This window comes from Micromonospora antibiotica (genome assembly GCF_017599305.1).
GTDB classification, from domain to species: Bacteria; Actinomycetota; Actinomycetes; order Mycobacteriales; family Micromonosporaceae; genus Micromonospora; species Micromonospora antibiotica.
Genome location: NZ_JAGFWR010000032.1, coordinates 20211 through 40855, shown reverse-complemented (window position 1 = coordinate 40855; position 20645 = coordinate 20211). Strand labels below are relative to the sequence as shown.

The 20645-nt window shown below is 73.6% G+C and carries 18 protein-coding genes; 10 read left to right on the top strand and 8 right to left on the bottom strand.

The annotated features are described in order from the left end of the window. The first annotated feature begins 78 nt into the window (after window positions 1-78). From JQN83_RS30060 to JQN83_RS30050, 3 genes are all read left to right on the top strand, one after another. On the top strand, window positions 79-1314 hold the full coding sequence (locus JQN83_RS30060) for a hypothetical protein (protein ID WP_208570523.1): 1236 nt from the start codon (window positions 79-81) through the stop codon (window positions 1312-1314). Window positions 1315-1397: 83 nt separating this feature from the next. Further along, a complete protein-coding gene (locus JQN83_RS30055) occupies window positions 1398-2042 on the top strand; it encodes a hypothetical protein (protein WP_208570522.1) in 645 nt (214 codons plus the stop codon). Between the two features lie 155 nt (window positions 2043-2197). Continuing rightward, entirely contained in the window at window positions 2198-3079 is an 882-nt protein-coding gene (locus tag JQN83_RS30050; RefSeq protein WP_208570521.1) for a fructosamine kinase family protein, read from the top strand. A 68-nt stretch (window positions 3080-3147) separates the two neighbouring features. Here JQN83_RS30050 and JQN83_RS30045 read toward each other — a convergent pair whose 3' ends face one another. Continuing rightward, window positions 3148-3540, bottom strand: a complete 393-nt coding sequence (locus JQN83_RS30045) for a YybH family protein (RefSeq protein WP_208570520.1) — start codon at window positions 3538-3540, stop codon at window positions 3148-3150. Between the two features lie 172 nt (window positions 3541-3712). Here JQN83_RS30045 and JQN83_RS30040 point away from each other — a divergent pair, with 172 nt between their 5' ends. The 6 genes from JQN83_RS30040 (at window position 3713) to JQN83_RS30015 (ending at window position 8230) form a co-directional block, all read left to right on the top strand. After that, window positions 3713-5221, top strand: a complete 1509-nt coding sequence (locus JQN83_RS30040; protein WP_208570519.1) for an MFS transporter — start codon at window positions 3713-3715, stop codon at window positions 5219-5221. 13 nt (window positions 5222-5234) lie between these two features. Then, window positions 5235-5813, top strand: coding sequence for a TetR/AcrR family transcriptional regulator (locus tag JQN83_RS30035; protein WP_208570518.1), 579 nt, complete (start codon window positions 5235-5237; stop codon window positions 5811-5813). A gap of 136 nt (window positions 5814-5949) precedes the next feature. Next, window positions 5950-6624: a hypothetical protein gene (locus tag JQN83_RS30030; RefSeq protein ID WP_208570517.1), complete on the top strand. Its 675-nt coding sequence runs from the start codon at window positions 5950-5952 to the stop codon at window positions 6622-6624. Window positions 6625-6839: 215 nt separating this feature from the next. Further along, complete coding sequence (locus JQN83_RS30025; RefSeq protein ID WP_208570516.1) at window positions 6840-7250, top strand: hypothetical protein; 411 nt, start codon at window positions 6840-6842, stop codon at window positions 7248-7250. Between the two features lie 136 nt (window positions 7251-7386). Further along, window positions 7387-7647 (top strand): hypothetical protein, encoded by a 261-nt coding sequence (locus JQN83_RS30020; RefSeq protein ID WP_208570515.1) that lies wholly within the window; start codon window positions 7387-7389, stop codon window positions 7645-7647. A gap of 91 nt (window positions 7648-7738) precedes the next feature. Continuing rightward, window positions 7739-8230 (top strand): Rossmann-fold NAD(P)-binding domain-containing protein, encoded by a 492-nt coding sequence (locus JQN83_RS30015; RefSeq protein ID WP_208570514.1) that lies wholly within the window; start codon window positions 7739-7741, stop codon window positions 8228-8230. Here JQN83_RS30015 and JQN83_RS30010 read toward each other — a convergent pair. The 6 genes from JQN83_RS30010 to JQN83_RS29985 form a co-directional block, all read right to left on the bottom strand. Beyond that, window positions 8215-9165, bottom strand: a complete 951-nt coding sequence (locus JQN83_RS30010; protein WP_208570513.1) for a hypothetical protein — start codon at window positions 9163-9165, stop codon at window positions 8215-8217. The genes JQN83_RS30015 and JQN83_RS30010 overlap by 16 nt on opposite strands. A gap of 109 nt (window positions 9166-9274) precedes the next feature. Continuing rightward, a complete protein-coding gene (locus JQN83_RS30005; RefSeq protein WP_208570552.1) occupies window positions 9275-10129 on the bottom strand; it encodes a serine hydrolase domain-containing protein in 855 nt (284 codons plus the stop codon). 192 nt (window positions 10130-10321) lie between these two features. Continuing rightward, a complete protein-coding gene (locus JQN83_RS30000) occupies window positions 10322-10804 on the bottom strand; it encodes a hypothetical protein (RefSeq protein ID WP_208570512.1) in 483 nt (160 codons plus the stop codon). Next, a complete protein-coding gene (locus tag JQN83_RS29995) occupies window positions 10801-11325 on the bottom strand; it encodes an RNA polymerase sigma factor (protein WP_208570511.1) in 525 nt (174 codons plus the stop codon). The genes JQN83_RS30000 and JQN83_RS29995 overlap by 4 nt, the downstream gene beginning before the upstream one ends. A 163-nt stretch (window positions 11326-11488) precedes the next feature. Beyond that, window positions 11489-12187, bottom strand: coding sequence for a class I SAM-dependent methyltransferase (locus JQN83_RS29990; RefSeq protein ID WP_208570510.1), 699 nt, complete (start codon window positions 12185-12187; stop codon window positions 11489-11491). Continuing rightward, window positions 12184-13005 carry a glycosyltransferase domain-containing protein gene (locus tag JQN83_RS29985; protein ID WP_208570509.1) on the bottom strand — a complete coding sequence of 274 codons (822 nt, stop codon included), beginning with the start codon at window positions 13003-13005 and terminating at the stop codon, window positions 12184-12186. The genes JQN83_RS29990 and JQN83_RS29985 overlap by 4 nt, the downstream gene beginning before the upstream one ends. Window positions 13006-13528: 523 nt before the next feature. On the opposite strand from JQN83_RS29985, the gene JQN83_RS29980 reads away from it, so the two are divergent. Next, a complete protein-coding gene (locus tag JQN83_RS29980) occupies window positions 13529-19996 on the top strand; it encodes a type I polyketide synthase (RefSeq protein WP_208570508.1) in 6468 nt (2155 codons plus the stop codon). Between the two features lie 177 nt (window positions 19997-20173). On the opposite strand, the gene JQN83_RS29975 is transcribed toward JQN83_RS29980, so the two are convergent. After that, window positions 20174-20452 carry an acyl carrier protein gene (locus tag JQN83_RS29975; RefSeq protein WP_208570507.1) on the bottom strand — a complete coding sequence of 93 codons (279 nt, stop codon included), beginning with the start codon at window positions 20450-20452 and terminating at the stop codon, window positions 20174-20176. Between the last annotated feature and the right edge of the window lie 193 nt (window positions 20453-20645).

Sequence of the window (20645 nt, the reverse complement as noted above, 5' to 3'; positions counted from 1 at the left end):
ATTCACCGACGCCCGGGGGAGACGGGCGACACCGACGGGGCCCGGGACAGGTCGGGGTGCCTGGGTACGATGCCCGGCGTGCCTCTCGCCGCAGACCTACGTGACCTGCTGAAAGACCCGTCGTTCTGGTCGGCCTACGAGCGCTCCGACGGCGACGACGGTGCTGACGACGAGCGCTGGGAGGACCATCCCGGGTGGACGCTGACGGCCGACGTCGGCGGCGGTCACACCCTCGTCCTGGAGATCGACATCGAGCTCGGCATGGTCAACCTCGGGGTGTGCCCGCCCGGCGTGACCGAGCCGCTGCAACTCGGCTGGGACGACGACGCGCACCCCTTCCCGCACGCCCTGCGCTGGGACGAACTGGACCTGATCGCCCGGGCCGTCGCGTTGCGGGACCCGGACCTGCCGCACCCCGGCCCACTGCTGGCGTTGGTCAGCCGGTTCGTGCTGCTCGGCGAGCACGACGACCTCGACGCGGTCACCCCGCTGTTGGCTGCCGCCTTCGGGACCGGCCCCGCCGACGCCGCCTACTGGCCGACGGCCCGCTCCTGGCTGTACCGGTGCGACGGGCGCGGCAGGGGCGTCACGTGGCAGCGCGACGACGCCGGGAACTGGACCGTCGACCAGGACGAGGACCAGAGCGGCGACTTCACGCTCTACAGCCTGCGCGGCCCGGAGTCGGAGTTCCCGTTCGACGCCTGGCGGGAGCTGCTCGCCGCCGCCGGGCGTACCGTCTCCGATGCCGTGCCCGGGCCGGCGCGGGACGCTCTCGGTGACCTGCCGGCGCGTGCCGTCGCCGACCGTGACCTGAGCCTGGCCGGGCAGACCGGCCGGTCGCTCGCCGCAGCCGGCGTCGGTCATCCGGTGATCCTGCGCGGGCTCGACGGACCCACGGACCCTGCCGAGGTCTGCTGGATCCTCGAAACGGTCACCGGCGCGGCGCAGGGTTCCCTCGTGGCCCGGTGGTTCGGCCCGAGTGCGCTGCGGGTGGCCCGCCGCTACCGGCTGGACCTGCACCTGGAGGTCGGCGGACGGCCCGATCCACGCGGGTACGCCAGCACGGTGACCCGCGACCTCGACCGGGCGCTGCGCGACCGGGGCCTGGGCCACGCCGAGCAGACCGGCAGCAGCATGCGCCGGGACGCCTCCGGTGGCTACGTCACCCACGCCGTCAGCGTGGACATCGCGGTCTTCGACGATCTCGCCGCCGGCACCGACCTCGTCCGGCACACGCTGCTGCGCCACGATCCGGCACCGGAGACCGTGCTGCGTCACCAGGGGGGCACCGACGCCGTGGTGGCGCTGCGGTGACCCCGGCGGGTCGGCAAACGGCCGACCCGCCGCCGGCCGGACGGCACTATGCTGCGACAAGTCCCGTCGAGCAGGGAGATGACGTGTCGCGTCGTACCGGTAGGCCCTCGTATCTGCTGGCCGCGTCGCCACCACCCCGCCGCCGGCCGTCCCGGCTCGCCGTCGTCGCCGCGATCGGGCTCATCGTTGCCCTGGTCGGCGGCGGCATCGGATACACGGTCGGTCGACCGGACGCCACCGAGTCGACCATCGCCGACCTGCGCCGGGCCGAGGCGAAGCGGGACGCCCAGCAGATCACCGAGCTGACGGCCACCGCCCGACGCCTCCGCGACGAGATCACCCCCGTGCTCGACGCCCTGCGGGCCGGGCCGACCGCCGACCCGCAGCAGGCACGCCAGTGGCAGCAGACCGTGCTGCGGGCGGCGGAGCCGTTCGCCGACCCACCGTCGGGCAGCACGGCGACCAACGTGGCACGCGGTGGTCTGCGTGGCGCCGTGGAGCAGACGTCCCTGGCCGTCGAGTCGTACCTCCTCGCGGTCACCGGGCCACCCGCGCAGCGGGCGGCGCTGACGGCACTGGCGAAACGGCAGGCGGAGCAGGCCGCCGCCGCCTGGTCCGTCGCCGCCACCCAACTCGATCAGGTCAACGTCGACGCCGGCCACGGCCACCAGCACGTCTACCTGGACGGCGACCAGCACGACGGCGCGCAGGAGGGCACCGGCGGGTGACCGGGGCCGGGCCGGGCCTGCCACCCGGTTCGGTCCGGCGTACCCGCGCCACCCGGGTCGTGCCCGTGCGGCGTCGACCGGCCGGCGGGGCTGCGGTGCGCGACGGGGCCTGCCATGGTGGACCCGCCGCACCCCGACCCGGACGGAGCGCACCGATGCCCGCGACGGAACTGCTCGCCGAACGGTTGGTGCGGGCCGGGATCGGTGACGTCGTCACCGTCGAGCCGGTGAGCGGTGGCCTCGCCGCGCTCGCCGGGATCGCCCACCGCAGGGACGCGCCACCGGTCTTCGTCAAGACCTTCGCCGATCCACCCGACGGCGACGCGTTCGTCGCGGAGGCCGACGGGCTGACGGCCCTGCGGGAACTGGGCGGCCTGGCGACCCCCGACGTGCTCGTGGCGAACCACGAACTGCTGGTGCTGTCGCTGTTGTCGCCGAGGCCGCAGGACGGGGCCTTCTGGGAGCGGTTCGCTCACGCGCTCGCCCACCTGCACACCAGCACCGTCCACCCCCGCTTCGGCTGGCACCGCGACAACTGGTTGGGGCGTCGCCGGCAGGTCAACACCTGGGCCGACGACGGCTTCGCCTTCTTCGCCGAACGCCGTCTGCTGCGCTGGCTCTCCGAGCCCCGGGTCGAGGCGGCGCTCGGTGCCGCCGACCGGGCCGCGATGCAACGGCTGTGCGCCCGGCTGCCCGAGCTGCTGCCGGACCGGCCGCCGTGCCTGACGCACGGCGACCTCTGGTCGCAGAACGTGCTGTCCACCGGGGACGGACAGGCGGCGTTGATCGACCCGGCGGTGTCGTACCTGTGGGCAGAGGTGGACCTGGCCCACCTGTGGACCACGGCTGCGCCACCGCAGTCGCGTCGGTTCTTCGCCGTCTACGCCGAGCTGACCGGCCTCGACGCCGGCTGGCGGGACCGCATGCCGATCATCCAACTGCGGCAACACCTGGCGGTGCTGGCCCAGTTCGACGACGACTGGGGTGCCGCCGAGACGATCCGCGCCACGCTCGCCCCGTTCCGGTCGCGGGCCTGACCGGCCGCGACCGTCGACCACCGGGAACGTCCCGGGAGCCGGCGGCAGACCCGGGCGGCCGGGCGCCGTCACGATCCCGACGGCACCCCGGGCGGCTGCCGACCCGGCCAGAACGGCCATTCCTCGAACGACCGGCACCGCCCGTCGTCGGCGAAGCGCATCACCCACAGGTCGCGGTACTCCTGCGTGACCGGGTCGCCGTAGTGCACCTCGTGGCGGGACACGGCGGTGTCGCCGTCGACCGCGACGATCGCGCTGGTCATCCGGAACACCTCGTCGGGGCCCTTGCGCTGCGCCTCCCACATCCTGGCGATGGCCGGCAGACCCACCACGGGGGTCAGGTAGGGCCCCTGCTGGTAGCTCGCGTCCTCGGTGAAGAGCGCGCCGAGGGTGTCCGTACCCGCCGTCCGCCAGGCCCGCTCGTAGGCGACGAGCCAGTCGTCGACATGCTTCCTGTCCATGCGTTCCACCCTGCCATCCGGTAGACGATGGAGTGCCGCACACCGCCCACACCGCGGGCGGCGGGCCCGGTGGCGCTGCTGCGGTGATCGCGCCGGGAGCGGCCGGGCCGGCAGCCGGGGGTGCGGTACGTCACCCTGACAAACTGTACCGGCTGGTCGGTACAGTTCCGGCGTGATCACGCCCCCGACCCCGGTCGCCGCAGCGGCGCTGTCGACCCGCCGACGGTGGGCGGCGCTGGCCGTGCTGGCCGCGGCGGTGCTGCTGCTCGCCGTCGACGGGACGGTGCTCTCCCTGGCGGTGCCGGCGCTGACCGCGAGCCTGGCACCGACCGCGGAACAGGTCCTCTGGATCGGTGACATCTACTCGCTGACCCTGGCGGGGCTGCTGGTGCTGATGGGCAACCTGGCCGACCGGTTCGGACGCAAACGGGTCCTGCTGACCGGTTCGGTGGCCTTCGGTGCGGCATCGCTGCTGGCCGCGTTCGCCCCCAGCGCGCCCGCGCTGATCGGGGCACGTCTGCTGCTCGGTGTGGCCGGCGCGACGCTGATGCCGTCCACCCTGTCGCTGATCCGCAACATCTTCCCCGACAGCGGCGAACGGACCCGGGCCATCGCCATCTGGTCCACCGCCTTCGGGGCCGGGTCGGCGATCGGGCCGCTGGTGGGCGGGTTCCTGCTGGAACACTTCTGGTGGGGATCGGTGTTCCTCATCAACGTGCCCGTGATGGTCCTGGTGGTGGTCTCCGGTCTGCTGCTGCTCCCGGAGTCCCGGGACCCGCGACCGGGCCGCTTCGACGTGCTCTCCGCCGTGCTGTCCATGACGGCGGTCGTGCCCCTGGTGTACGCCGTCAAGCACGTGGTCGGGGCCGGCCTCGACGGCGTGACCGTGGCCTGCCTGCTGGCCGGGCTGGTCGCCGGCGTGCTGTTCGTCAGGCGGCAGCGGCGGCTGGAACAGCCCATGCTCGACGTCGAACTGTTCGGCAACCCGGCGTTCGTCGGGGCGGTCGTCGCCAATGTCATCGCCATCTTCGCACTGGTCGGCATGCTCTTCTTCTTCTCGCAGTACCTCCAGTTCGCCCGGGGGTTCAGCCCGTTGCAGGCGGGTCTGGCCGAGTTGCCCGCCACCCTGGCCTCGATCGTCGTCGTCGTGATCATCGCGTTGGTCGTGGCCCGGTTCGGCCGGGGCCGGGCCATCGCGCTCGGCCTGGGCCTCGCCGCCGCGGGGCTGGGCGCGGTGGCGGCGGCCGCGCACGCGCCGTACCTCTGGCTCGGGTTGGCGCTGGTGCCGATCGGCCTCGGCATCGGACTGGCGATGACGCTGACCGGCGACGCCATCCTCTCGGCCGCGCCACCACGCAAGGCCGGTTCCGTCTCGGCGATCACCGAGACCGCCAACGAACTCGGTGTGGTGCTGGGCATCGCGGTGCTGGGCTCCCTGCTGTCGCTGGTCTACCGCCACGCGGTGAGCGTGCCGGACGGACTGCCGGCCGGGGACGCGGCCCGGGTCCGTGACTCGCTGGGCTCGGCGCTGCAGGTGCTCCCGCCGCAGTCCACCGCCGGTGCGCGGGACGCCTTCATCACCGGAGTGCAGGTCAGCTCGTCGGTCGCGGCGGTGCTGACCCTCGGCGCGGCCGTGCTGGCCTGGGCGCTGATCCCGTCGCCGCGCCCGCCCCGGCCGTAGGTACGGTGTCGCCGTGGGACGTACCGCCGGCCGGTCGCCGCAGGCCACCCGACGTGCCCTGCTGGACGCCGCCGCGGACGCCGTGCGCGCCCGGGGGATCCACGCCTCGCTGGACGACATCGCCCGCTTCGCCGGGGTGTCCAAGGGTGGGCTGATCTACCACTTCGCCAGCAAGGACGAGTTGATCGCCGAACTGGCCCGCGATCAGCTCGCCGCCTTCCAGGCGAGCATCGACGCCGCGCTGGACCCCAGCGACACCGCACCGGGACGACTGACCCGGGCCTACCTGCGCGCGGCGGTGGCGCCCGCCGACGACGCCACGGTACGCGCATCGCTGTCGCTGATCACCCAGCTCATGACGGTGCCCGCGGTCGCCGAACTCGCCCGGGCCGACGCGGAACGGCTGGCGGCGGCCCTCGCCGCCGACGGGCTGCCCGCCGAGGTGCTGGCGCTCGTGGTGGCGGCGGCGGACGGCATGAGCACCGCGCCGTTGTGGGGCGCCCCGACGCACACCCCGGCCCACCGACGGCTGGCGGAGCGGCTGCTGCACCTGACCCGGAACCCGCACCTGTGGGAGACGCTCACGCCCTGAGCCGGGCGACCCGCACGGCCCGGCACGGCCGCGACGTCGGCGGCTGCCGACGTCCCGCCACAGGCGGTATCCTCATCCACTCTCGTCGATCGGCGAGGTGGTTTCGTTCCGCTCCGCACACCCTTTCGGAGGCACGATGAGGTTCCGCATCGCCCGTACGCTCGGCGCGCTCGCGCTCGTGCTGGGAGCCGTCGCCGTACCGGCGACCCCGGCCGTCGCGCACGACACCGCCGACGCGATCGCGGTGTACCCGCCGATCCAGGGCTCGTCCACCTGGAACAGGTTCGGCGGGTCCGGGCCGGCCAACCACCACATCGTGTTCGGCAACTGGGGCTACACCAACGACTGGGCGGTCGACATCTACCGCAACCCGGGGGCCACCGTCGTCTCCCCGTTCGGCACCAAGACGGCGGCCGGGCACCCGGTCGCGGTCACCGTGGTCACCGTCCGTCCGGGCTGCGCGACCGGCAACCTCGCCGACGGCGGCTACCGGATCGGACTCGAAGCCCGGGACACCACGACCGGTGGGATCATCGGCCGGGCGGACGTGATGCACGTGAACAACAAGCCCGGCGGTGTCGTCGTCGGGGCCTCGGTCGGCCCGTGGACCAAGCTCGGCGAGACCGGCCGGTTCCGGTACTCCAGCTGCTACCAGGTCAACGGGGACAGCGGCGCGCACATCCACCTTGAGGTGATCAACCAGCACCGGTACTCCTGCTACGTCAACCGCGCCGCCGACACCGCCCTGACCGACCTGACCGTGGTCGGCCGGATCGGCGTCCACTACTCCGGCCAGCGCGCCGCCTGCTGACGACGGCCGGTGGCGCGACGACCGAGCCGTGACCGACGGTCGGCGTCGCCACCGCCCGCCGGGGCCGGGTCCGTGCCGGACGCTGTCGGTTGGTCGGCAGTGTCCGGGCACGGACAGTAGCCGCCATGTGACTTGGGGTCCCACCCATGATGGGTCACGTCGACGTGCCGTCGCGACAGGCCGGCGGACGGGACACCCCGGTCAGGAGGATGGGCATGCCGTTCGAGGTCGACTTCAACTGGGCATCGCAGGCCGTCATCGAGACGGTGGCCGTGCCGTTCCCGTCCCTGGAGACACCACCCGACGTGGTCGTCGCCGACCCCGCGGTCCCGCAGTTGGCGTTCCAGCACTCCGGCCCGGTGACGGTCACGATGCTCGGCAGCGGCCGGTGGAACCGCGACACCAGCTACCGGTTCAACGCCGGCTGCAACCAGGAACCGCACCAGGCGGCGGCGATCGGGGAGGTCGGGGTGCTCGCCGTCGCGCAGGCGCAGCGGCTGGAGGACTGGTTCCTCCAGCGGTATCCGACCGCCAACCCGGTGGTGTTGAAGAACGGCGGGAAGTGGAACCTCATCCTCACCCGCAACGGTGCGGTCTTCAACTTCCACGTGGGCGTCCACGACTGACACCTCCCGTGCCGGCGCGGGGCGCCCGGCCGCCCCGCGCCCGCCTCCCGGGGCCTGCCCGAACGGTGGATCGGTGATCGGCCACTGTGGATCTACGATCGGTCACAGTCCCGTCACCCCTGCGGAAGGACCCCCCATGCCCCAGCCGATGCGCCGCCGGTTCACCCGACTCGCGGTGGTCGCCACCGCGGCGGCCGCCGTCAGTTTCACCGTCCAGCCGGCCCCGGCCGCCGCCGTGCCGTTCGACTGGAACGGGGCCTTCGCCACGTACGAGGAGTGCGAGCAGTACCGCATCGACGCCAGCTACTGGGGTGAGGTGGCCAACAGCTGCGTCTACCGCACCCTGCCCGACAGCCAGTACAACGGCTGGTACTTCCGGGCCGCGATCGCGGGCTGAGCCCCGACGACGAGCGGCCCCGGCCCACGGGCCGCCGGGTTCACCGCACCCGTCCGTACGACAGGCCGCCATCCGCGCGACACCGGCGCGGGTGGCCGCCCCGGGCGGTGAGCGCCTCGATTCCCTGTTGCCCGGCGCGACCGCTCCGGCCGGTCAGGGGGCGACCCTCACCCGTCCGGGGCCGGGCACCCCGGCGGCCCGCGGCGCACAGGCGTCGGCCGGGCGGTCGGCGGCGACGGCACTGCTCACCGACCGCACCTGGACCGACCAGGCCGGCGTCCCCGTCCGGCAACCCGTCGACCACACTCCCCGCGAACTGGCACAGATCATCTCCGAGACGCTCGGCCGGCCGGTCACCTACCACCGGGCCACGTTCGACGAGTACCGCGCCCGGTACACGGCGACCGGAGCGAGCCCGGCGGTCGTCGACGCCATGGTCGAGATGGCCCGGGCGCAGGCCGCCGGCGTCTATCCGCCCGCACCCGACGGGGGCGGCGGAACCACGTTCCGGCAGTGGTGCGCGTCGACGCTCGCCCCACCGTCGCGCGACGGCAGGGGTGACGCAGGTCAGCTCTGCTGGTAGTTGACGGCGGCGAACCCGCACGGCCGGTGCAGGTGCAGGTAGTAGGCGCCCTCGCCGTACTCGTCCAGGTCCGCGCCGCCGACCAGACCGACGTAGTCCATCGGCTGCCGGCACCCGGGGCAGTCGGGGTGGTCGGCGTCCTGGATCCAGTCGGGCCGGCCACCAAGCGTCGAACCGCCCCGGTCCCACGCGCTGGCCTGATAGGGGCTCTCCCGGGCCGCCCCGGGGACCGGCAGCAGCGCGGGCGGATCCTCCGCCCCGGCGGGGCCGAGATGGTCGGGGCGGGTGTTACCGGCCCACCAGCCGGTGCCGCCGTCCGGCGTGACCCGGCTGTACAGCGTCGTGTAACAGGCGCAGAAGTGGCACGTCTCGATCACCAGGCGACCGGACCAGCCGGTGTGCGCCAACGCGACACCGACGGCGGGGTCCGCCGGGTCGAGGTCCGCAGCCGTCCACAGCGGCGACGCGCACCACGGGCAGATCGCCCCGTCCGGCCGCCGTGGTGCCTCGCGCATGAGCCACCGGTACGCGGTGTCCCCGCACAGGTCGCGCCGGTGGCCCTGCGGGTCGACCGTCCAGCCGCCCTCGGGCGCGTAGTCCAGGACGTCGACGTGCAGCGTGTCCGCGCCGGGCGGCGGCTGGGCCGACCAGCGACGCAGGGCGTCCTCGGCCAGCGGGTGGGCGGTGTGCGCCAGGGCGACCAGCAGGTGGTTGAGCTGCTCCGGTGTCCGCCCCCCGTCGACGCGCGCGACGACCCGACGCACCACGTCGGCGTCCGCCGCCCGGTACAGCTTTCCCGGCCACAGCACGTCGTGGTCGAGCAGCGAGCCCAGGTGCGGCGTCAGCCTGCCCGGCTCGGTGTCCGCGACCTGGGACAACTCCTCGACCGCGTCGTCGTCGCCGACGGACGCCTGGCGGACCAGCTCCTCGATCATGGGGCGATGCTAACCACCCCGACCGACAGTGTGTCCCGGCGCGGGTCGGCGTTGGGCATCCAGTGGTGGAGTGCCCGGCCCGCTGCCTTCGGCGGACTGCGACGACCGGTCACCCGCGTTGCCTGCTGTCCGTGAGCAGCGGCGTCACGGTGCCGGCACCCGTCGCTTCGGTGTTGCTGAGGACCACGACGCGACGGCCCAGGTCGGGAATGTTGGCGGTGAACGCCCGGAAACCCGCGTTGTCGCCGCTGTGGTGCCACCACCGTCGGCCGTCGTGCTCGCCGACGAAGACGCCGTAGCCGTAACCACTCTCCCCGGGCCCCCTGCCGGTCCGTGCCCGTTCGGTGAGCATCAGCGTCCGGTACGGTTCGCCCAGCAGCCGGCCGTCCTGCAGGGCATCTGTCCAGGTCAACACCTCCTCTGCCGTCGACCACACGTCTCCGGCACCCATGCCCACCACGTCAAGTTCCCAGGTCGGCAACGGCCGGCCCTCGGCGTCATGGCCGGACGCCAGGTCCGGCCGCCCCGCGCCCGCGCCCGCGAACGTCCTGGTCAGGCCGAGGGGACCGCAGAGGCGATCGGCAAGGAAGACCCGGTAGGGCGTGTCGGCGGCCCGTTCGACGACGCGCGCCAACAGCACGTATCCCGGACTGCTGTAGCTCCAGCCCCCGCCCGGCGGATACCGCAGTGGTACGCGGTGGAAGGTCGTCAGCAGGTCGTCGGGCTCGACCCACCGGGCCAGGTCGATCATCGGATAGTCGTCCCAGTGGCCGAGGCCCGAGGTGTGGGTGAGCAGGTGGTGCAGCGTGATGTCCCGCCAATCGTCCGGGCAGCCGTCGATCCACCGGCCCACGACATCGTCGAGGAGCAGCCTGCCGTCCCGGATGAGCAGGAGCACGGCGGCCGCGGTGAACTGCTTGCTCACCGAGGCCAGCTGGTATCGCGTCCGGGTGGCGTCGTGCACGATGAGGTCCTCGCCCTGCCGCACCAGAATCTCCGTCCGCACCATGGGCCGACCCTAGTGTCCGGACGCCCGTGAGGCGTGGGCACGCCGGTCGTCACCCGCGCCCGTGGGCCAGGATCAGGGACGCATGCCCGCCGCAGAAGGTACGCCGTGGAGCGCGGGGTGCCCGCCACCCGGCCGGCCTGCGGGCGATCATGGGCCCTCCTGTCGCGTCAACTGCCGCATCCGGCGCAGCAGCGCGGCACGACGGGCCCTGGCGCGGACGGCCAACGTCGCCGCTGCCGCGATGAACAGCCCCCCGACCGCGAGCGCCGGGCCCGGTCCGGTGCCGCTGCGTGCCGCCGCGACGACCGTGATCCCGGTGGTGCCGACGGAAGCGGCCAGGGCGATCCCGGCGGCGACCACCTGCTCGGTGGCGAACAGCGGCACCCGGCGGGTCAGCAGCCAGCCCCCGTAGCCCGCCCAGGCCAGGCAGAACACGGTGAGCAGCGTGAACGACAGGTGGGTGCGGTCCGGCAGTGGACCCGGCTCGCTCCACCACAGCGAGGTCACGAACACCGCGCCGGCCAGCCCGGCCAGCAGGGCCGCCACCGCCCGGATGCGGGTCCCACGGGACAACGTCGTATCGAGCCGGTCGAGCATCTCCCGGGCCGACAGGCCTGGCTCGTCGGTCATGATTGGTACCCCTTCTCGCTCAGATGTTCCCGCAGCAGACGCCGGGCCCGGTTCAGCCGCGACTTGACCGTGCCGACCGGAACGCGGCAGATGTGTGCGCAGTCCTGCACCGACAGGTCCTCCAGGTAGTGCAGGACGAGGATCTCCCGCTCCAGGACCGGCAGGCTGGTGAGCGCGCCGACGAGTTCCGCACGCGCCACCACCGTCTCACTCAGGTCCTCGACGCACCTGTCGTCGCGCACCGGCGTCTCGGGTGCTGCGGCGTACTCGGTGCGGAGACGGTCGACCACCGAACGCCGGGCGATGGCGAACAGCCACGGCGCGAACCGGGTGGGTTCCCGCAGTCGGGGCAGGCCACGCACCACGGCCAGCCAGATCTCCTGACTGACGTCGTCGGCCCGGTCGGCGTCCAGCATGCGCTGGACGTACCGCCACACCGGCACGCGCCACCGGGCCACCATCTCGGCCAGCGCCGTCCGGTCGCCGAGTTGAGCGCGTACCACCAGCAGCTCATCGGTCATCTCGTCCTCCCGTCACCCTCAACAGTCGGACGCGCGGACGATCAGGTTCACGCACCGGCCGGCCCGACCGACGACGTCGCGACCAGCGACGGTCGGGCGCAGGGCGGCACCGGCAGCGTCCGGGCGTTTCCCGGGCGTCGGCAGGAGGACCCGTACGGGGTTTCTACACGGTGAACGCCGGTCCGGGCCGGCCGATACCGATCCGGCCGTTGGTCGGGCGGTGCTCGAACGTCACCCCGATCTCGTCTTCCCAGCACCGCATGATGTCCTGTTCACCACGCCGGTCGATGTCGTCGAGCACGACGGCGAAGTCCTCGGCGAACCGCGCGGCGAAGAAGGGCCCGGCGGGATGCCGGGCGTGCGCGTTCGCCGCCTGGTAGGCGGGCGGTCCGTCGACGACGAGCAGGTCGACGGCCCGGCCCGCGGTCATCTCCGCGAGACGGCGCTGCTCGTACCAGGTCGACTCCTCGTCCGGCCAGCGGGACTCCACCGGCACCAGGGGGGCGTGCACCACGGTCACCACGTCGCCGAGGCCCTCGCGCGCCAACTCCTGACCGAGCAGTGCCGCCCAGCGTTCGTCGTGCTCCACGGTCCACAGGTGCCCGCCCCGCTGCCGCAGGAGCCGGCCGATGTAGAAGGTGGAGACGCCACTGCCCAGCTCGACGACGGACCGACGCTGGTTGACCAGGATCTCGTTGAGCACCGCGACGACCCCGCTCGGCCGCATGGCGCTCGCGCTCCACGGCAGGTACGTCAGCGACAGCGGGGCCAGTGCCTGCATGGCCAGCAGGTCGTTGCGTTGGAGTTCGTTGCGTTGCAGGGAGGGGCGGTGGCGCTCCTCGTATTCCGGCCGGGCGTTCACCGCGGCAACACCCCCGCCAGCCAGGAGGGCAGCTGCCCCTCGTCGAGGAGGTCGAGGACCACCGTCTTGGCCAGGGCGGAGGCGAAGTGCACCTGGGCGGCCCCGCTGGGTGACTGCAACCGCGACTCGAGCCTCGTACGCTCCCGTCGGTAGCTGGCCGCCTGCCGGCCGTTGGCGCGGAAGTCGCTCGTCCAGCGGGACAGCTCACAGAAGTTCGCGACCGCCGGGGCGAAGTTCTCGAACAGGACCGCGCCGTGGTCGAGCCCGACGGTGTCCGGTTCGAGGAGCTGGACGAGCATCCAGTGGTACTGGTCGCTGGTGGCGTGCAGCCGGTCCGGGTCGACGCCGTGCGCCCTCAGGCGACCCAGGAGGGGAAAGTGCTCGCTGGGGGGCTTCGGGTACTTCGCGGAGAGGGCCACGATGTCGCCGGCCGGCCCGATGAAACCACCGCTGTTGAGATAGGGGTACGGGCGCACGGGCGGGCTGTCGTGTAGGGCGAGGCCGACGTTGCCCAGCGGCCAGCAGTTCGACTCGGCACTGAACACGACACGTTGCGGGAAGCCCGCGTACGTGTCGAGGATGTGATCCGCCCCCCGCAGGAGGAGCGTGTCGTACGCGTCGGTGAACATCACCAACTCGTCGGGTGCCACGTGCCGGTCGAGGTATTCGGTCAGTAACGCGCGTTTGTCCCTCGGCCGGAAACCCTTCTGCGTGCCCTCCAGGACGACCAGCCTGAGTCCCGCCGCCGCGCAGGACGGTTCCAGCAGTCTGCGCAGGAAGGGGTGTTCGAGGTCGGTGGCGATGGTGATGACCCTCATCTTCGGCGTCCAATCGTGCTGGCGGATCGTGGCGTGGGACCGCACCGGACGCGCGCTGGGACGGCTGCCCGAGCTGGGCGGGGGTCGACCGGCTGCCAAACTATCTATCCACCATGGTCGCTGTCGAGCAGCGCCACCCGCCCCCGCCTCCCGCAAGAGCTGTTGTCGAGCCGTTCTCAAGCGCAGTGGTCGACGGCGTTCCCGCACCGCCGCCCGGGCCCGGCGACGCACGATGTGGTCGGGGAGCCGGTTCGGTCCGTCGGCCCTCGGCGTCGCCGCCAGCACCGGGTCGTCGGCCATGACCCGCCCGCTGCAGCAGGCGCGGCCGGGTGGACGGTTCCAGACCCCACTCGTCGATCATCTGCACCCGCAAAAGAGGGGAATTGGGGCCTCACGCCGATGGTCCCGACCGAGAGGCTAGCGGGTCTGACCATTGATGTCCGTAGTTTCTCAAGCCATTTCCAAGGCGTGGCCGGGAGACTCGGGTCGCAGCCATCACACAATGCCGAGAGAGGCGGGCCGGATGACCGGACGGGGCGAGTCGGCACGGTCGCAGGTCGGGAAACCGACCGGGACTCCGGTCGCCGTGGTGGGCATCGGCTGCCGCTTCCCGGGGGCCGACGGACCGGCGCAGCTCTGGCAACTGCTCAGCGGTGGCGGTGACGCGATCACCGAGGTGCCGGCCAGCCGGTACGACATCGACGCCTACCACGACCCGCGACCGGGCACGCCGAACCGGATCATCAGCCGCCGGGGCGGCTTCCTCGACCAGATCGACCAGTTCGACGCCGGCTACTTCGGGGTGGCGCCCCGGGAGGCGGAGCGGATGGACCCCCAGCAGCGCCTGCTGCTGGAGACCGCGGCCGAGGCGCTCGCCGACGCGGGCCTGACCCGCGAGCGGCTGTCCACGACCCGCACCGGTGTCTACATCGGCGGCATGTCCTCCGCCTACGGGCACCTGCTCAGTGACGCGTCGGTGCTGGACCTGCACGCGGCGACCGGCGGTGCCCGCAGCTTCCTGGCCGGACGGGTGTCGTTCGCCTTCGACCTGCGCGGCCCCAGCATGGCGGTGGACTGCGCCTGCTCCTCCAGCCTGGCGGCGCTGCACCTGGCCTACCAGAGCGTCCGCAACGGGGAGACCCAGCTGGCGTTGGCCGGCGGGGTGAACCTGGTCCTCTCTCCCGAGGAGACCATCCCGTTCTCCGCGGCCAGGATGCTCGCGCCCGACGGCCGGTGCAAGTTCGGCAGCGCCCACGGCGACGGCTTCGTCCGCAGCGAGGGGGTCGCCGTGCTGGTGCTCAAGCCGCTGGAGCGGGCCGAGGCCGACGGCGACGCCATCCACGCGGTGATCTACGGGTCCGCGGTCGGCAACGACGGCCAGTCCGGCGGGTACCTGCTCACGCCGTCCCAGCCGGGCCAGGAGGAGACGCTACGCGCGGCGTACGCCGACGCGGGCGTGTCGGCCGGGCTGGTGGACTACGTCGAGGCGCACGGCACCGGGACGGCGGCCGGGGACCCGGTGGAGCTGAGGGCCCTCGGCGTGGTGACCGGCGAGGGCCGGGACGGGCGGTCGCCGTGTCTGGTCGGCTCGGTCAAGACGAACATCGGCCACACCGAGGCGGCCGCCGGGCTGGCCGGGGTGATCAAGGCGGTGCTCGCCCTCCAGCACCGGGAGATCCCGCCGAGCCTGCACGCCGAGGAGCTGACCGGCGCGGTCGACTGGACGGGCCTGCGGCTGCGGCTGGTGCGCGAACGCACCCCGTGGCCGCAGACCGACCGGCCGGGCCTGGTCGGGGTCAGTTCGTTCGGCATCTCCGGCACCAACGCCCACGTGGTGCTCGGCGGATACGCACCCGCACCCGCGCCTGCCCGCGCCGACGGGGACGAGGCGCAACTGCTGGTGCTCTCCGCACCCGACCCGGACGCGCTCGCCGCGCTCGCCACCGGGTACGCCCGCTTTCTCGGACCGGGCGGTGCCGGACGGGAACTGCCGCTGCGCGACGTGTGTTTCAGCGCGGCCACCCGGCGTGACCACCATGAGCACCGGTTGACCGCCGTCGGCACGTCGCCGGACGAGCTGGTCGAGCGGCTGCGGGCGTACGCCGCCGGTGAGTCCCGGCCCCGGCTGGGCGTCACCGCGTCGGCGCCGGTGGAGGGCGACCGGCCGGCGGTCGTCTTCGTCTTCCCCGGCCAGGGCTCGCAGTGGGACGGCATGGGTCGCGAGTTGCTGGCCGGCTCGCCGGTCTTCCGCGACATGCTCACCCGCTGCGACGAGGCGGTCCGGGCCGAGACCGGCTGGTCCCTGCTGGCCCGGCTGACCGGCGAGGCGGACGCCCCGGCGTCGATCGACACGATCCAGCCGACCCTGTGGGCGATGCAGACCGCCCTGTGCGCGCTGCTGCGCGACTGGGGTATCGAGCCGGACCACGTGGTGGGGCACAGCATGGGTGAGGTCGCCGCGGCATGCGCGTCGGGCGCGCTCAGCCTCGCCGACGCCGCAGCGGTGATCTGCCGGCGCAGTCGGCTGCTGAAGACGGTCGCCGGACAGGGCGCCATGTACTCGGTGGAGCTGTCCGTCACCGACGCGCAGGCCGCGCTGGCCGGCCACGAGCATCTGGTGGGCGTGGCGGTGAGCAACAGCCCCGGCTCGACGGTCCTCTCCGGCGACCCGCAGGCCCTGGCCGCCATCGTCGCGGACCTCGAGGGACGCGGCGTGTTCTGCCGCCAGGTGAAGGTGGACGTCGCCTCGCACAGCCCGCAGATGGAGCAGCTGCGCGAGGAGCTGCTGGCCAGCCTCGGCGACATCGTGCCCCGCGCGGGGCGTACCCCGTTGCACTCCACCGTGGACGACGCGCCGTGCGACGGCTCCGGGTGGGACGCGGCCTACTGGGTACGCAACCTGCGTGAGCCGGTGCGCTTCGGCGGCGCGGTGGCACACCTGGCCGGGCGGGGCGAGACGGTGTTCGTGGAGATCAGCCCGCACCCCATCCTGTTGCCGGCCATCCGGGAGGCCCTGGCCCTCGCCGGGTCCGGCGGTGCCGCCGTCGGCTGCCTGCGCCGCGACGAGCCGGAACGGGCCAGCCTGCTCGACACCGTCGGCGCCCTGCACCGGGCCGGGTGCCCGGTCGACTGGCACCGGGTGTCCGGCGGGCCGCCGCCCCGCTACGTGCGGCTGCCGTCCTACCCCTGGCAGCGCCAGCGGTACTGGCTCGTCCCGCCCGTAGCCGGCCGGCCGGCCCCGCACCGGGTGGAGCGGGTCGTCGACCTCACCCACGAGCGTTACCTGCTCGACCATCAGGTGCAGGGCACCGTGGTCGTGCCCGGCACGGCGTACGCGGAGATGGTGCACGCCGCCGCCGACGGGATCTGCGGCGGGCAGACGCCCGTCCTGCGTGACATCCGGTACGTCGACGCGCTGTTCCTGCGCCCGGACCAGCCGGCACCCGCCCTGGCCACGACGTTCACCCCGCGCGGGCCGGACACCTGGGACTTCGCGGTGACCGGTGCGGAGGCGACCCACGTCACCGGCACGGTGACCCGGACCCCACCCGCCGGGCGGCGCACGCTGCCGCTGGACACGATCCGGGCGGCCTGCCCCGACCACCTCACCGGCGCGGACTTCTACCGGCGTTTCGCCGAGCGGGGCAACGAGTGGCGGGGCGCGTTCCAGGGCGTCGCGGAGCTCTGGCTGGGCGACGGTCAGGCACTGGGCCGCATCCAGGCGCCCGCCGGGGTCGACCCGACCGGGTACACCTGCCACCCGGCGCTGCTGGACGCGTGCGGGCAGGTGCTCGCGTCGCTGATCCCGGCCGGGGACCGGTCGTCGGCGTTCGTCCTGGGCAGCATCGACGAGTTGTCGATCCACCCGGATCCCGGCACACCCGCCTGGGCGCACGCCGTCGCGGTCACCGCCTGGCGCTCCGACTCGGTCTGCGGCGACCTGGTGGTGTCCGACGCGGACGGCCGGGTGATCGTGGAGATCACCGGCCTGCGCCTGCAGTACCTGCAACCGCCGGACTCGGTACGTGACCCCGACGGCTGGTTCCACGAGCTGCGGTGGCAGCCGCTGCCGGCGCTGCCCGACGTGCCGCGGCCGGGCGACCGCCGGCTGGTCCTCGCCGACCGGACCGGCGTCGGCGGCGCGCTCGACGCCGAGGTGCGGGTGTTCGCGGGCACCGGCTACCGGCGGCTGGCAGCCGACCACTACGAGATCGACCCGACCGCACCGGCGCAGTACCGCCGGTTGCTCGCCGACGTGCGGGCCGACTTCGACGGCCTGACGCCGACCGAGGTGGTGCACCTCTGGGCGCTGGACGTGGACCAGCCCGACGACTCGGCCCCGGTGCAGCGGCAGGCGCAGGACGCCGAGCGTCTCGGCTGTGCCAGCGTCCTGCGCCTGCTGCGGGCCCTCGCCGACGCCGGCCTGGCCGAGCCGCCCCGGCTGACCCTGGTGACCCGGGGCGCGCACCGGGCGGGGGACACGGACCGCAGCGTGTCGATGTGGCAGGGTGCCGTCTGGGGGCTGGGCCGGGTGCTCGCCCACGAGCACCGGGATCTGCGCTGTGCCCTGGTCGACCTGGACCCGGCGGGGTCGCCGGCCGAACTCGCCGCCGCGTTGGGCCGGGAGTTGGCCGGTGCCGGCCCGGAGGACCAGGTGGCGCTGCGGGGCGACCGGCGGTACGCGGCGCGGCTGCGGTCCAGCTCCGTCGGCGTCCGCCGGCCGGACGGCGGCGAGGTCGCCCACCAGGTGCAGGCCACCGTGCCCGGCATGCTGGACGGGATGCGCCTGGTGCCGGTGCCGCGGCGCGCGCCGGGGCCGGGCGAGGTGGAGGTGCGTGCCGACTACCTCGCGTTGAACTACCGCGACGTGCTGGTCGCGATGGACATGTATCCGAGCCTGTCCGACCGACCGGCGACCGTGATCGGTGAGTGCGCCGGCACGGTCACCCGGGTCGGACCGGGCGTGGCCGGGCTGCGGCCCGGCGACGAGGTGGTGGCGATCGCCCTGGAGACGCCCGCCGCCAGCTACCTGTGCGTCAACGCGCACCTGGTACGCCGGCGGCCGGCCCGGCTCACCCCGCAGGAGGCGGCCACCGTGCCGGTCGGCCTGGTCACCGCCTACCAGTCGCTGGTGCACCTGGCCCAGGTGCGGCCGGGCGAGCGGGTGCTGATCCACCACGCCACCGGCGGGGTCGGCCTGGCCGCGGTGCAGGTGGCCCGCTGGCGCGGCGCCGAGGTGTACGCCACCGCGGGCAGCCCGGAGAAGCGGGCGCTGCTGCGGATGATGGGCGTCGCGCACGTGTCCGACTCGCGCGGCACCGGGTTCGCCGACGAGATCCGGGAAGCCACCCGGGGCGAGGGCGTCGACGTGGTGCTCAACACGCTGGCGGGGGAGGGCCTGCTCAAGAGTGTGGAGCTGCTGGCCGACCGGGGGCGCTACGTCGAGCTGAGCCGCCGTGACCTGGTCGAGGGCACCCGGTTGGACCTGCGGTTGCTGGCCCGGGGCGCCTCGTTCTTCGTGGTCGACGTGGTGGATCTCGGGCTCAGTGACCCGCGTCGCATCGGCGCGATCCTGGAGGAGACCCTGGCCCTGGTGCAGGCCGGTCTGCTCGAACCGCTGCCGCACCGGGTGTTCCCCGCTGCCGAACTGGTCGGGGCGTTCCGGCACATGGCGCAGGCCCGGCACATCGGCAAGGTGCTGGTGTCCACGGCGGAACTGACCGTGCCCGCACCGGTCGAGGTCGCCGCCCCGCACCGGCCGGTCCGGCTCGATCCGGCCGCCGGCTACCTGGTCACCGGCGGGCTGGGCGACCTCGGCCGGGTGGTCACGGACTGGCTGGTCCGCGAAGGTGCCCGGCACATCGTGCTGACCGGGCGGACCCCGCTCGACCGGACCGGCGGCGAAGGCTGGCTGGCTGACCTGCGACGGCACGGGGTGCGGGTGGCGTACGAGGCGGTCGACGTGGCCGACGAGGAGGCGATGCGGGCGGTCCTGCGCCACCACGAGCAGGACGGCCCGGCGATCGGGGGCGTGGTGCACGCGGCCGGAATCATCGAGTACGGCGCACTGTCCGAGCTGGACGACCAGGTGCTGTCGGCGGTCCTGCGCCCGAAGGTCACCGGGGCGGCCGTGCTGCACCGGCTGTTCGCCGAGCGGCCGCTGGACTTCTTCGTGCTGTTCTCCTCCGGCTCGGCGGTGCTCAGCTCCCCGATGCTCGGCGCGTACGCGGCCGCGAACGCCGCCCTGGACTCACTGGCCGACCAACGCCGCCTCGCCGGGGCGACCGCGCTCAGCGTGAACTGGGGTTTCTGGTCGGTCGGCATGCCGGCGCGGGTCGGGCGTCAGCAGGGTCGGGCGATCAATCCCGCCGGGATGGACACGTTCAGTCCCCGGGAGGGCATCGAGGCCCTGCGCCTGCTGCTGGCCAGGGACGCGACCCATGGCGTGGTGCTGCCTGCGGACTGGCGGCGGTGGGCGACGGCGCATCCGGATGCGGCGGCCTCGCCGCTGCTGCGTGACCTGCTCGCCGAGCCCACCACCGCTGCGGCCCCGGCACATGCGGTGCCGTGGTCGCCGTCGCCCACGCCCCGACCCACGGACACCGGCACCCCGGTCCCCGACGTCACGGCCCCGGTCCCCGCTGCCCCCGTCACCGCCGTCGCCAGCGCCACGGGTTCCGTACCGGTGGGACCGGGCGTCGGTCAGGTGGCGGCTCCCGGGGTGGCGGACACGCTGACCGACCAGGACGCGGTGCAGCGTTACCTGGCAGGGGTCCTCGCGGAGGTGCTGGGCATGCCGTCGGCCCAGGTGCACCCCCGGCGTCCGCTCAAGCGGCAGGGCCTGGACTCGCTGATGGCCGTGGAGGTCCGCACCCGGGTCCAACGTGACCTGGGCATGATGCTGCCGATCGCGAAGATGCTCGGTGGCCACAGCGTCGCCGACCTGGCCGGCGAGGTGTTCAGCCAGCTGGGCGACCCGGGCCGCGACTGACCGGCGTGGCCCGCCGTACCACTGCCGCCCGTGCGGCCCGACGCCGTCCGCCCGACGCGGTGGCCCCCGGGGCGGACTCGTCCGGTACGGGCGGTGGCGGTGACCGCGAGCGTGCCGGTCACCGCCACCGTGGTCGTGCGGTGGAGCCTGTCGTCGGGCCGGGTGTCGGACCGCCCGTCAGCCGCGCGCCGCGTCGGCCTGCGGGATCAGCTCTGCCCGCTTGGCCACCTCCGCGGCGAACTCGCCCAGCGTCATGATGGCCAGCGTCTCGATGTCGTCGTCGTCGAACGTCACGCCGAACTGGTCCTCGACCCGCAGCGCGAGCTCGGACACGGCGAGCGAGTCGAGGTCGACGCCGGACGGTCCGAGCATCGAGTCGGGGCCGGTGTCGTCGGTGTAGAAGTTCATCTCCCGCAGCGCCTGCACGGTGAACGCGAGGACCTCGTCGGCTGACATGGTTCAGCTACCTTCTCTCGGGTGGCAGGGAGTGGCGGGGCGGCGTCCTCGGTGGACCGGTCGCACATTCTCCGGACGAACTGCCGTCAATCGACGACGTCGTGTGTGGTCACCGACGACCCGCAGCGCCATCACGCCAGCCGACGACATATCTCCCCGATGCGTGGCCCGAAGTTAGCAACGGCCACTCGCA